Annotated in this window: 10 protein-coding genes; 7 read left to right on the top strand and 3 right to left on the bottom strand. The window is 36.8% G+C overall.

Annotated features, from left to right (window positions below; genetic code table 11):
* The first annotated feature begins 15 nt into the window (after window positions 1–15).
* The 6 genes from ACN19N_RS05845 to rpmE all read left to right on the top strand — a co-directional run bounded on the left by ACN19N_RS05845 (window position 16) and on the right by rpmE (window position 7,110).
* On the top strand, window positions 16–2,190 hold the full coding sequence (locus tag ACN19N_RS05845) for an AmpG family muropeptide MFS transporter (RefSeq protein ID WP_269239400.1): 2,175 nt from the start codon (window positions 16–18) through the stop codon (window positions 2,188–2,190).
* 2 nt (window positions 2,191–2,192) lie between these two features.
* On the top strand, window positions 2,193–2,594 hold the full coding sequence (gene gloA / locus ACN19N_RS05850; RefSeq protein WP_269239401.1) for a lactoylglutathione lyase: 402 nt from the start codon (window positions 2,193–2,195) through the stop codon (window positions 2,592–2,594).
* Window positions 2,595–2,726: 132 nt separating this feature from the next.
* The gene (locus ACN19N_RS05855; RefSeq protein WP_420002187.1) at window positions 2,727–3,692 is read left to right on the top strand and encodes a bile acid:sodium symporter family protein; all 966 of its coding nucleotides are present in this window, start codon (window positions 2,727–2,729) and stop codon (window positions 3,690–3,692) included.
* A 168-nt stretch (window positions 3,693–3,860) separates the two neighbouring features.
* Window positions 3,861–5,594 carry an alginate export family protein gene (locus ACN19N_RS05860; protein WP_420002188.1) on the top strand — a complete coding sequence of 578 codons (1,734 nt, stop codon included), beginning with the start codon at window positions 3,861–3,863 and terminating at the stop codon, window positions 5,592–5,594.
* A 31-nt stretch (window positions 5,595–5,625) separates the two neighbouring features.
* Window positions 5,626–6,615 (top strand): SDR family NAD(P)-dependent oxidoreductase, encoded by a 990-nt coding sequence (locus tag ACN19N_RS05865; RefSeq protein WP_269239404.1) that lies wholly within the window; start codon window positions 5,626–5,628, stop codon window positions 6,613–6,615.
* A 270-nt stretch (window positions 6,616–6,885) separates the two neighbouring features.
* Window positions 6,886–7,110: a 50S ribosomal protein L31 gene (rpmE, locus tag ACN19N_RS05870; RefSeq protein ID WP_004662919.1), complete on the top strand. Its 225-nt coding sequence runs from the start codon at window positions 6,886–6,888 to the stop codon at window positions 7,108–7,110.
* Window positions 7,111–7,198: 88 nt separating this feature from the next.
* Here the strand turns inward: rpmE and ACN19N_RS05875 are convergent, their stop codons facing one another.
* Genes ACN19N_RS05875 through epmB form a run of 3 tightly spaced genes read right to left on the bottom strand, consistent with a single transcriptional unit; the run spans window position 7,199 to window position 12,059 of the window.
* Complete coding sequence (locus tag ACN19N_RS05875; RefSeq protein WP_420002189.1) at window positions 7,199–9,295, bottom strand: EAL domain-containing protein; 2,097 nt, start codon at window positions 9,293–9,295, stop codon at window positions 7,199–7,201.
* Window positions 9,277–11,031 carry a GTPase gene (locus ACN19N_RS05880; RefSeq protein WP_269239406.1) on the bottom strand — a complete coding sequence of 585 codons (1,755 nt, stop codon included), beginning with the start codon at window positions 11,029–11,031 and terminating at the stop codon, window positions 9,277–9,279. Before ACN19N_RS05880 ends, ACN19N_RS05875 begins: the two co-directional genes overlap by 19 nt.
* An 11-nt stretch (window positions 11,032–11,042) precedes the next feature.
* Window positions 11,043–12,059 (bottom strand): EF-P beta-lysylation protein EpmB, encoded by a 1,017-nt coding sequence (epmB, locus tag ACN19N_RS05885; protein ID WP_269239407.1) that lies wholly within the window; start codon window positions 12,057–12,059, stop codon window positions 11,043–11,045.
* 86 nt (window positions 12,060–12,145) lie between these two features.
* On the opposite strand from epmB, the gene efp reads away from it, so the two are divergent.
* Window positions 12,146–12,715, top strand: coding sequence for an elongation factor P (efp, locus tag ACN19N_RS05890; RefSeq protein ID WP_004662912.1), 570 nt, complete (start codon window positions 12,146–12,148; stop codon window positions 12,713–12,715).
* The last annotated feature ends 191 nt before the right edge of the window (window positions 12,716–12,906 follow it).

The following is a 12,906-nucleotide window of genomic DNA, read 5'->3' on the forward strand; positions in this document are numbered from 1 at the left end:
GGAAAATAATAACCAATGACAACTCAAGCCACTGGGTGGGCATCCGCATTTAAAGCTTTTTTAGATCGCCGTGCACTGATTATGCTATTTCTTGGTTTCTCGGCAGGGATTCCCATTTTATTGATTTTTTCTAGCTTGTCTTTATGGCTAGGTGAGGCAGGAATTGATAAAAGTGCTGTGACATTTTTTAGTTGGGCTGCATTGGGCTACTCTTTTAAATTCGTTTGGGCACCGTTGATTGATGAATTGCCCGTTCCATTTTTAACGAAAAGTTTAGGTCGCCGCCGTGCTTGGTTGTTGATTGCACAGTCTTTGATTATATGTGCAATTTGTATTATGGCATTTTCCGACCCAGCACTTGGACAAGGCTATTTAATTCAAATGGCAGTTGGTGCAGTCTTGCTGGGATTCTCCGCAGCGACCCAAGATATTGTGATTGATGCTTATCGTATCGAGCTTGCTGAAAGGGAGATGCAAACGGTTTTAGCTTCAACTTACAACGCAGGTTATCGTATTGGGATGATCGTTGCGGGTGCAGGCGCTTTATTTCTTGCTGCTTATTTAGGTACAGCTAAAGGCAATTATATCTATGAAGCATGGAAATATACTTATCTAACCATGGCAGCAGTCATGGTGGTTGGTATTATTACCACTTTATGTATTCGTGAACCACAAGTAAATCGTGTTGATAAACATTATAAAACTACAGATTACTATCGCTTAGTCTTTGTATTCTTTATTGCTGTTACAACTTTTGTGGTCAGTTATATTTACTCTGGCAATTTGACAGATACTATCGCTAAAGCAGCAAATATTAAAGACACTGCAGCTTTATTTGGTTTAGAAGCCCTGCGTTTTTTAACTGCTACAGCCACAGCTTTATTCGTTGGTTTTGGTTTGGTTAAAACTGGCGTCGTGAATCAACAAATGGCTAAAGAAACTTGGGTTGCCCCAATTTTAGATTTCTTCAAACGTTATGGTATTAAACTTGCCTTAGTTCTTTTGCTGCTGATTGGTTTTTTCCGCATCTCAGACATTATTGCAGGAGTGATTTCCAATGTGTTCTATCAAGATCTAAATTTCACTAAAGAACAAATTGCTGAGGCTGTGAAAATCTATGGTGTGATCTTTAGTTTAGTTGGTGGCTTTCTCGGTGGTTTATTAGCGCAGCGCATGAATATTATGAAACTCATGTTCGTGGGTGCAGTGTTGGCCAGTTCAACCAATTTAATCTTTATCGGCTTGGTCAAATCAGGAAAACCACTTGCTCCACTTGAGGTTCAGGTCGGAAATAAACATTATCAAGTGCAAACTGATGATGTTGGATATTGGAAATTACAAGTGCCGAATGACGTCTTAGCAAAAGCAAATTCGGTACAGGTAAGTACTCAGTACCAAAATCAGAGCGATACCAATGTAACTCTTGCAATACCATATTTAGTAAATGCTCAGCACGCTCAGATTCAACTATTACCTATCAGTAGTGATGACCATTTAACACCAAAAGAGTTAAAACAAAGTTTGGTGGTTAAAGGGCAACTGGCAGGGATTAAAGCTGAAGACTTAAATGAGGAGAAGCCTGTTGTTCTTCAATTAGATGGTCAAGAGTTTACTGCGAAAGTGGATGATAAAGGAATATTTACTGGTGCTGTAGATGGAAAGCTATTACAAGCATCTTCCACTAAAACCATTAAAGCTTTTGTTAATTTCAAAAATAATAGTGCAAGCCAGTTATTTGCAACAAGATCATATCGTATTAATACTGCATCACATGTTGAAACCGCACTCGATGTCGATATTCAGCCAATTGCTGTGGTCGATCCAAGTCAGTCAGGCACAATAGAACTCTCTGGCAAAGTGATTAAAGGCTATAGCTCATTGTGGCTCTATTTTGCCATTATTGTAGATAATTTAGCTTCAGGTTTGGCAGGTGCGGCTTTTATTGCCTTTTTATCGAGCTTAACCAGTGTGTCATTTACTGCGGTTCAATATGCGATTTTCAGTTCTTTAATGACGCTCACACCCAAATTGTTGGGGGGGTATTCAGGAACGATTGTGAGTAATATTGGTTACCCAAATTTCTTTTTAATGACGACTTTGATTGGGATTCCAATTTTGATTCTTGTGGTTTGGGTCGCGAAACTATTGCGTGACCATGAAAACCAAACAACTCAACAGACAGGTGAATAACTATGCGCATGTTACATACGATGTTACGAGTAGGTAATTTAGAACAATCTTTAAAGTTCTACACTGAGGTACTTGGTATGAAATTACTACGCCAACGTGATTATGAAGAGGGGCGTTTTACCTTGGCTTTTGTGGGCTATGGTGATGAAGAAAACAACACTGTGCTTGAGCTGACTCATAACTGGGATACAGCTGGCTATGATTTAGGCAATGCCTATGGTCATATCGCCATTGGCGTAGATGATGCATATAAAGCATGTGAAGAAATCAAAGCACGTGGTGGAAAAGTAGTACGTGAAGCAGGTCCTATGAAAGGTGGTGTCACGGTGATCGCTTTTGTTGAAGATCCAGATGGCTATAAGGTTGAATTGATTCAACAGGATCAAGATGCACGTAATAATTAATTTCGTATCTTGATCTACAATTTCTAATTTAAAGCCCTAGCTTTATTTATACAGCTCAGAATGATGTTTTGATCGAATGGTCAATAACCTCATGTTGGGCTGTATTATTAGTGAACAGATTGGGAAAAAGTTATGTTAAAGCTCTTGGCGCTAGATCGTTTCACAATATTATTGATCGCAATGGTAGTGCTAGCGACTTTTTTGCCAGTTTCAGGGCAGGTTGCGCATTACTTCAATATTCTAACGACAGTTGCGATTGCTATATTATTTTTTTTACATGGCGCCAAGTTGTCACGTGAAGCCGTTGTACAGGGAATGCTGCATTGGAAAATGCATGCATTGGTTTTTGCTTTTACTTTTGTGATTTTTCCTGCAATTGGGCTTTTAGCTAAACCTGTTTTGGAGCCACTTCTTGGGCAGCAATTGTACTGGGGCTTCTTATTTATGTGCTTCTTACCCTCAACGGTACAATCTTCAATTGCATTTACCTCGATTGCAAAAGGGAATGTTGCAGGAGCGGTTTGTAGTGCATCTTTCTCTAATATCATTGGGATGTTTATTACGCCAGTCTTAGTGAGTTATTTTATCTTAGGCCAAAGCCAACATGGCTTTGATCCTACGCAATCGATTGTTCAAATTACCTTGTTACTATTGGTTCCCTTTGTCCTAGGTCAGTTACTTCGCCCTTATGTTTTTCCTTATATGATCAAATTACCAAGCTTAGTGAAAGCTTTCGATCAAGGATCAATCTTAATGGTAGTTTACGGTGCCTTTAGCAGTGCTGTAGTTGCAGGCCTATGGCATCAAATTAGTGGATTAGCTTTGCTGTATTTAGTACTTACATGCTCAGTTTTGCTTACTATTGTAATGTTGCTTGCTTTGTATTTACCAAAATGGTTGGGTTTTAATCAGGCAGATCAAGTTACGATTTTCTTTTGTAGCTCTAAAAAAACGCTAGCGAGTGGCGTGCCAATGGCGCAAATTCTGTTTATTGGTCAGCCTTTAGGTATGATTGTATTGCCAATTATGATTTTTCATCAAATCCAATTAATGGTCTGTGGTGTAATTGCGAATCGTTGGTCTAAGAAAGATAAATAACAATAATTTTTTTACTCAAGCTATTAATTTATGTGAATGTAATCGGGTGTCTGCGACATTTAGCCAACATTCAATTTGATGTTTATTAGTAGCTATGTAATATTTATAGATAAAATTGATTAGAAAAATCTAATCAGATTAAAACTTACAACTACTAAGATTAATATGATGAAGAAAAATTTAAAATTAGCGTGCCCGATTTTATGTATTAGTATGGCATGCTTATTAATATCACCTATGACTTTTTCCAAATCATTTCCGTACGATGAACGGGGTAGTGTCAGGATTGATACAATACAAATGCATCTCATTAATCCGACTGAAGATCAATCCTTAAATCAAAGAATTATTGACCAAGTTCGGAAAAACATCGCAATTTTTCCTGGTGAAAGTATCTCAGAGGAAAAGTTAGATTTTATAACGGCTAGAGTTAGAAATAGTCTTCGATTAGACAATCTATCGTATGATGCTGAGACTAGCATGGGTGGCGGCTTAAATCTCACCTTAGAAATAACATTAAATGATAAGCAATCGGTCACAGAAAAAGGTTATTTGATTGATAAAAAAAAGAAAACATTACCTTTGCTCTATGATAATAATGGTAAATATCTTAAAGCCAAATTAGAGTTATTAAGTATGTATTATGGCAATAATAATGCTTGGTATGCTCAGCCTGAAAAAATGCTCAACGGAAATCCATTGGTTAATGGAAGTCCAGCAGGCGGAGGTTATGATGATTGGCTAGAAGCTTTTGTTCATACTGGCTTATATGGAATGTATCCTTTAGGTATAAATACTTTTAGTTATGCAGGATTAAGTGGAATAGGTACTCTGTCTACAGGGCAAGAATTGTTTACTGACAAAACTCGAAATCATTTTGCGGTTGAAGATGCATATGTTGGCGTTGTAACAGGAAAAACGACGATGTCTGGAAATAGAATCGTTTCCAATACTTCCATAGGTCGTCAAAAATTCAGTTTGGGTGATGGTTTACTAATTATTAATACTGCATCTAATGGTTCTGATCGAGCCGCGTTACAATCAAATGCTCGTTGGGCTGGTGATCTAGTTTTTCAGTCTCAGCTTCAATATAACAAAACAAAATTTGAATTATTTTATGTAGACCCCGATGAATTACCTGTGATTGATTCCAAAACAAAGATTCAAGGTGTCAATATTCAAACCAATTTTTTTAATGGTATAGATGTTGGGGTGAGTTATTTAAAGGTTCCCCATTCAAGTTCTATATATTATTTGCCAGATGGTTCAACTCGAACTCGTGATGGTTTACGTGTAATAGATGGGCGCTTTAGATGGCAACCTTTAATAAATGGCAAGCCTTCTTGGTTTTTTGCAACAGAATATGCACAACAGTCTCATGAAGATTTCAATATGCGTGCACAGGCATCTAGTTATGAGCTGGCTTATAAATGGTCAGATTTAACGATGTCTCCTTCATTAGGTTATCGCTATGCAAGTTTTTCAGGGGATGATCCAAATACACAACAATATGAAAGATGGGATCCATTATTTTCAGGGGGGAATGGTGAACAATGGGTTCAAGGTGTAAATCATTTTAAGATTGTTCAGAACTCAAACTTAATTACACATCGTTTACAGGCACGCTTCAAGCCTAATCCAAAAGTAGAAATCGTGCCACAGTTTTGGTTATTTAGAGCAGATTCAAAATTAAACTTAGGGGGTAACCCAGCTTTGTCATTCATCGATTCAAAGGATTATGGTAGAGAGTTTAATGTTTCTGCAAAATATTATTATTCAAGAAATTTGTATATTCACAGTCAATTGGCCTATACCCAACCTGGCGATGCGGTAAAAACTGTATTAGGTGATGGAGTCAAAGATTGGTGGAGCTCTATGCTTTTTGTTCGATACGCATTTTAATCAATTTAGTATCATTATTGAGGAAATTTCCATGTTTAAGAAAAAAGTAAAAGCAGGATTTGCATTTAGCTCAGTATTGTTATACTCAGCCCTTGTCACTAATGTTTATGCGATTGATGTGCAACCTATTTCAGATCAATACTTTACAAAAGATCGTTTTAAAGGAAAAACTTTGTTAATTACTGGCGGTGCGAGGGGGATTGGAAAGGCATCTGCAATTCGTGCATCGAAAGAGGGGGCGAATATTGTAATTGCAGATGTATTGGCTAAGGAAGGGCAAGAGACTGTTGCTGAAATTAAGAAAATGGGCGGTAGTGCTATTTTTGTACAAGCTGATGTAAGTAAAACACCAGCATGTAATATGATGGTTGAAGAAACAATTAAGAAATACGGGCAAATAGACGGTGTGTTAAATGCAGCAGGGGTTATGGATGCTGTACCACCAGATGCTGAGGTAAATGTTGAAAAACAAAAAAAAGAATTATTTGCTCCTATACATGAAGCTACGGATGAATATTGGAACCAGACTTTAGCAGTGAATGCAACGGGAATGTTTTGTTCGTTACGTTCTGAATTAAAGCAAATGGTGAAACAAAATAAAGGTGGAGCAATTGTAAATATTGGTTCGATTGCTGGCTTGACGGGGTTGGCTGGTAATCCTGCATATGTTGCAAGTAAGCATGCGGTTACGGGTCTCACTAAAAATGCTGCAATTGATTATGCACCCTATGGAATCAGAGTAAATTCAGTAAATATGGCCGCTACAGAAACTGCAATGACAGATGCAGCCTTTAAAAAAGTAGCTACTTTACAAAAAGAACGGGCAAAAAATCCTGAGTTAGCAAAAATGCCAAATACTGCTATGTTAAAGACACAAAGTCTCCTTATGTTTGCCGACTCCAAACATAGAATGTCTACACCAGCAGAACAAGCTAGTGTTATATTATTTTTGCTTTCAGACGAAGCTTCAAATATTACAGGAGCGACATGGGCCACTGATGGTGGATGGACCACTTATTAACTAAAGTTTTTGAATGCTGTGAGAGTTAATGTGTGCATGAGGAGTTGTATACACGTTTTGTTTGGTAGTTATATATTTTAAACCCACTAAAAATGTGTATAATGCTCTCCACTTGTTGGCTTTGCTCTGACCTAAGGGGTCTCGGTGAGTCAAAAGAAATGGTCTGTTGTGGTATTGATCTGCGAGTGTTAACACTCTGCTTTCCTCATCTTGAGAGTGATCAATTGCGATAACAGCTTAAGCCTTTCTTACTAAATAGGAGCATCGACCATGCGCGCCGATATTCACCCTAAATACGAAAAATTAGTTGCTACTTGCTCATGCGGTAACGTAATCGAAACTCGTTCTGCACTTGGTAAAGAAACTCTTTATCTTGACGTATGTTCAGCTTGCCACCCATTCTATACTGGTAAACAAAAGAATGTAGATACTGGTGGTCGTATCGACAAGTTCAAACAACGTTTCTCTGGTATGTCACGTTCTATCAAACGTTAATATCGAGAAAACAAAAAACGGGCAATATGCCCGTTTTTTTATGCTTCAGTTTTATTAAGGTATTTTGCAATCTATTGCGTACAAGACCTTATTGGTCTTGTACGTCAGTTAAACGATCAAGTTTCTTTTGGAAGTAGTTACCTTGTAAGAAGCGGGCCTCGACATTCCATGCATTCGCAAACAAACTCATATCATTAAGTTCGGTGAGTACAATCTCAACTTGCTTGTGAGCAATAAAATGAAGAATTTTCTCTTGTAGAATTGCCATTTCTTTTTCAGATCCTAGCATTTTCGCCAATTTGCGATGGAAGCTTAAATACTGTGTGTCGATCTGTTGAAGAATTGAGTCACTATAAAGAGAATCGCCAAAGTTACGAATAGAGATCTCAGCACCGTGTTGACGAAGTGATGCAATCAGAGGTTGAGCCTGTGATAAATTTTGCTGAAGAGCTTGCTCTGAGAATTGCAGAATTAAAGGATGAGCTTGTTTGCTTCCAATAATTGTTAATAATTTAGCAACCAATTCAGATAATTTTCTGTCATTCAATAAAATATGATGGTTCAGATTAATAATTAATTTAGCTTTTGGATATTGGGTAATGAAGTTATGCAATTGCTTACAGGCTTCTACTAATACCCAACGGTCTAACTGAGCCGATAATTCATGATCATCTTTTAGATCACTAAGATCCATCAAGTCTAACCATTGATTATTATGAATAATACCGCCAGATACTTCATAAGTATGAGTGAATTGATCTTGTTTATCATAAAGCTGCTGATATTTTAGATGGATATCACCCTTATCTAATTTATTTCTGAGCTCTTGTAAAAGATTGAGTTCCATCGATATTGAAATTTTATCAGTTGTCAGGCTAATATCACTGTCAATCGCTGCATTTTTCAATAGTGGTAGCGCATGCGTAAATGCTTGGGAAATGATTTTCTCAAAATTAGCATCATCTAATATTTGTTGGTCTAGTTCTTGATAACCCAGTTTTAAATGTAATGGGAAAGTATGGTTTTCAGTGACCAGTAATTGAGGTTTTTGTAAACTATTCAAACCAATAAGCAAAGAGTTTAAAACTGTTTTTGATTCAGCTTGAATAAGCCCAACATACAAAGCCGTTTCTATTTGATAAATTGGAACATTGACTTGTTCTTTAATGAAATTTGCAATATTTGAAAAATAAGCTTTAGTTCCGCGCCAGTCTGTTTGAAAAACTTCATTTGGACAATTATTTAAACTAAATAAAATCAGAGCATTTGAGTTTGCTGGGTGATTGGTTAAATGGCGATTAATGTGCTGTAGAGCAGTATTTATACTCGGTGCTTTTTCAGATGATGTTGTCGTTGAAGCAGTACTTGGTGTTGCAATCGCATTTAATGATTCACATTCTATATTGAGTTGTATTTCATCATCATTACCAGAGGCTAAGAACTCAACATGTAAAGAATTATTCTTCACCATTGGATTTTGGGTGCGAATTTCAAAGCGTGCTTGTTCGAATAAGCCTTGGGAAATTCTTTTAAAGCGTAATTTAAACTGACCTAAATCTTCAGGTTGTAAAATATCAAGTATTGGTAAGCCAATGACGTCGTCTTCGCTATCGAAACCAAATAGGTGAGCATATTCAGCATTTGCTTTGATATGAATACCTTCTTGTAGAATTGCAACTGCTTTATGTGTTTCAGCAACAAGTGATTGGGCTTGTGTTTGAGCTGCCTCTAATTCGGTAAGTAAACGGTGCTCTGCTTGTACTAAACGACTGAATGAAAGTGATCTAATAATACTGATATAAAATTCTTCTGGCGCCTTTAAGTTCACAACATCATAAATACCTTTATGAATGTAATTTTGATATAGCGCTGAATTATAGTCATCTGGCTCAAGTAGTAGGATGGGTAAACTTGGTTGTGCTGATGCATGAATAAGAGAAAGCGTTTGTTCGATTTTTAGATCGTAAGCACGTCCAAAAATTACAATATCCCAAGGCAAATTCAATTGTTTTTCAAAAGTTTTTAAGTCATCAAGTAAAATAGCCTGTACTTGATGTTCTTGCTGCGCAAAAAGTTCCAAAACTTGATTATACCTTAATTGGTTATCATCAATAATGAGTAAGCGCGTTTCAGTTCGTTTCAACTTTTTAGAGAGTAAAGAATTTCTCACTTCAATGCTTCCCATAAATCTTGGTCATTTGTATCCATATTTTTTTGCGCAATAAATTTATTAAGAACGGGTTGTTCTTCTTCATTAAGTAGTTCAAAGTCGAATTGAACAAAACTTTGGGTAATTAGTTGTGCGGTTAACAGATACACTTTTACTTCCTCTTTCCCTAATCTCAAATGAACAGCTTGCTGTTCGCGAAAAATTTGCGAGCCTGGCAAAATTATTGTTGTTTTAGTTTCATCTAAATTTTGATTTTTTAAAATAAGCGCAGGGTGATAATTACTAATATGACGATCTGCTTGTACACGAACTGCACAAGGGAAAATTTCTTGTGCTAAAACCTCTAAGCCTAATTCTAAACTTTTTTCACTTGATTGCTTTAACCAACGAATTACACCGCCACGCCAATGTCCATGAGAGGTTTCTTTTACAAGAATATATTCACCTGTTCTTAGATTTTTTGGCGCTTCGGCTGACCATTTAATCCGATAACCATTGACACTAATATCTAAAATATCTGCTTGATAAATGGCTTTATTTTCTCGGCTTAAACGCTGGATTGAAGATTCTTGATTACCAGAAGAGTCTTTTTTATCCCAAGTCGATAGAAATTTTGATTCACTTTGTAGTCCATACCCGTGTTCTAAGAGTAATGTTTCACCAAAGTTTTTTGCTTTGGATAAATAGAAGTGGGCAGTTAAGAGTCCAAAACAAATATGTAGTTGAGCTGAATATTCATAGCGTTCATGGCGACGTTCCGCCGTAGATCCTAAAATCGTCTGAACGTGGAATTTTAGAGCGGGTGTGAGGTAAATTTTTTCATTCTTAGAAATATATTCAGCATTTTTATGTAATGTTGCTGTCACATGATCAAGTAAACCGTTTGTACTAATAAAGATATTAGGATTAAATCCTGAACTTTGTTTTTTGTTATATATTGGGGGATGATCTTTAGTTGTATCAACAACGTATTTTGTTAAATCAGTCTCTTTAGATAAGAGCTGTAGCATTTTGGCCCAGTCAAAACTGCATTGAAACAGGGCTTGAATTTCTGTTTGACGAATTTGATTAGTATTAAAAATATCCATCAAAATTAATTGCGCATAGGCCTGAGCAATATTATTCAGGCTATTTGGCTTAGTTTGCGCCTGTTCAATAGTCACATGATGATACTTATGTGTCACTGCTGCATCGTACAATTGATGTGCAATGAGCCACTGTCCTGCAACAGGTTCACTATATAACATGTGTTGTTGATAAAGGAGCTGTGTGAGCTGTTGTAATGCTTGGAATGTTGCAAGTGTTCTAGCAGTATTTAAATTTTTCTTTTGGTTCAGTGCAAAAATAGAAAATTTTTGATTTTCCAATTGTTCGCTACTGCGGCGAACAATATTGATATAAATAGCTGCAAAATAGCAGCGTAACAGCATCGCCAGTTCAATAATGTGCTCATTACGATCTGAACTGATTACACCCTGATTAAAAAAGTTTTTTTCTAAGCTGCCTAAGATATTTTCAATCGTTGGGTGTAAGGTCTGGATGAGATCAAAACGTAATGTTTCTGAACAATCTAATTCACAAAGCTCTAATAAGGCTGCAAACAATGCTTTTGAAGTGTCACCCAACTGCATGATTGAGAGGGTTGAAATCCATTCTGTTAAACTTTTTGCGTTTGCATCACAAAAACTGAGTTTATCCCGTCTTAAAACAGTGGGAATTTGAAAAATATCCGAAAATGCATTATTCATCATTGTAATCAATCTCAGAACGTTTGAACCCCAAAAAGCGGTGTTTTATTTTTTTCGCCCGCAATTTCCCTGACGAGTTTTGGAACTAAATATCCAGGTAAACTCGCTAATACATCACTGTATATATGATCTATCTCTGAAGATCTTAAGTCAAAATGTTGAGCACCTTTTACTTTATCCAATAGATGTAAGTAATAGGGCATAACCCTCGCTTCAAATAGTCGATAACTTAGATCAGTTAAAGCTGTTGCAGAGTCATTCACACCTTTAAGTAAAACTGCCTGATTTAACACAGTAATATGATGTAATGATAACTGTAAAAGCTTTGAACACGTGAAATCATCAAGTTCTGAAGCATGATTTGAGTGTATCACTACTATAATGCGTAGCCTACTGTTTTTTAAAATAGAAATAAACTCATCATCGATACGATTTGGAATAACAACGGGAACGCGTGAATGAATTCTCAATATTTTGAGTTGAGGTAAAGATTCTAATCGCTCTAACCAAAGTGCTATTTTTCGATTAGATAAAGTTAAAGGATCGCCCCCACTGAGAATGATTTCATTGATGGCAGGGTTGTCCTCAATATATTGTTTTATATTTAGCCAATCATCATTTTTAGGTAAATTTTCTTGATAAGGGAAATGGCGACGGAAACAATAACGGCAGTGAATTGCACATGCGCCTGTTAAGGTCAGTAAAAAGCGAGACTGGTATTTGTGTAAGACACCAGCCATTTGATTGGCTGCTTCTTCACCTAAAGGGTCAGTAACAAATTCAAGGTGTTCTTCAAGTTCAAGATGATGCGGTAGTACTTGTAAAAGAAGGGGATCAAAGGGATCACCAATGCGCATTTTTCCGACGAATGCACGCGGCACACGTAATTTAAACTGTTCAGAGGCAAGGATTGCCCCTGATAATAATTGCTCAGTCGATAATTCCAGCAGATTTAACAACTCTAAAGGATCAGTAATTAGATCACTGAGTTGTGATTGCCAGTTTTGCTCTTGATGTAAATAGTTTATCATGCAATACGTTAAAATAGTGTTAGCCTAAGCTGTGCGCGTAGTCTAACACTAATAGATTTGAGTTTTAAGTTTGGAGTGAGCCTTTCATGGCCTATTATTCTACAAATGATTTTAAAGCAGGCCTTAAGGTTATGCTTGATGGCAACCCATGTTCAATCATGGAAAATGAATATGTAAAACCAGGTAAAGGTCAAGCATTTAACCGTGTGAAATTACGTAACCTTCGCTCAGGTAAAGTATTAGAAAAAACTTTCAAATCAGGTGACTCTTTAGAAGCGGCTGATATTGTTGAAGTTGAAATGGATTACCTTTACAACGATGGTGAAATGTGGAATTTCATGGATCCAGTATCTTTCGAGCAAATCGCTGCGGACAAAACTGCAATGGGCGATGCTGCGAAATGGTTAAAAGATGATTCTAATGAAAAATGTACGATTATGTTGTTCAATGGTGTGCCTTTAAACGTTAATCCACCAAACTTTGTGGTGTTGAAAATCGTTGAAACTGATCCAGGTGTACGTGGTGATACTTCTGGCGGTGGCGGTAAGCCAGCGAAACTTGAAACAGGTGCAGTAGTACGTGTTCCATTATTCGTTCAGCAAGAAGAAAGTGTTCGTGTTGATACGCGTACAGGTGATTACCTAGAGCGCGCATAATCGTAAATGAGTAGCAATGCTACGTAAGCTATACGATTATCGAAGGGATGATTAAACAATCATCCCTTTTTTTATGCCAAAGTATTAGATAAATCATTTTTAATAACAGATAGACTTACAAAGATATTTCTTCTAAAGAAAATATAGACAGGGAAATCCAAAACTACAGCTTATGTATTTGAGAGGTTCTG

It is taken from the genome of Acinetobacter sp. LF10, from assembly GCF_048585715.1.
In the GTDB taxonomy this organism is placed as follows: domain Bacteria; phylum Pseudomonadota; class Gammaproteobacteria; order Pseudomonadales; family Moraxellaceae; genus Acinetobacter.

Bases quoted from the DNA above. Each gene is read 5' to 3' on its own strand.
- ACN19N_RS05845 (WP_269239400.1), top strand. From the start codon at position 16: ATGACAACTCAAGCCACTGGGTGGGCATCCGCATTTAAAGCTTTTTTA.
- rpmE (WP_004662919.1), top strand. From the start codon at position 6,886: ATGCGCGCCGATATTCACCCTAAATACGAAAAATTAGTTGCTACTTGC.
- epmB (WP_269239407.1), bottom strand. From the start codon at position 12,059: ATGATAAACTATTTACATCAAGAGCAAAACTGGCAATCACAACTCAGT.
- ACN19N_RS05865 (WP_269239404.1), top strand. From the start codon at position 5,626: ATGTTTAAGAAAAAAGTAAAAGCAGGATTTGCATTTAGCTCAGTATTG.
- efp (WP_004662912.1), top strand. From the start codon at position 12,146: ATGGCCTATTATTCTACAAATGATTTTAAAGCAGGCCTTAAGGTTATG.
- ACN19N_RS05875 (WP_420002189.1), bottom strand. From the start codon at position 9,295: ATGGGAAGCATTGAAGTGAGAAATTCTTTACTCTCTAAAAAGTTGAAA.
- gloA (WP_269239401.1), top strand. From the start codon at position 2,193: ATGCGCATGTTACATACGATGTTACGAGTAGGTAATTTAGAACAATCT.
- ACN19N_RS05860 (WP_420002188.1), top strand. From the start codon at position 3,861: ATGAAGAAAAATTTAAAATTAGCGTGCCCGATTTTATGTATTAGTATG.
- ACN19N_RS05880 (WP_269239406.1), bottom strand. From the start codon at position 11,031: ATGATGAATAATGCATTTTCGGATATTTTTCAAATTCCCACTGTTTTA.
- ACN19N_RS05855 (WP_420002187.1), top strand. From the start codon at position 2,727: ATGTTAAAGCTCTTGGCGCTAGATCGTTTCACAATATTATTGATCGCA.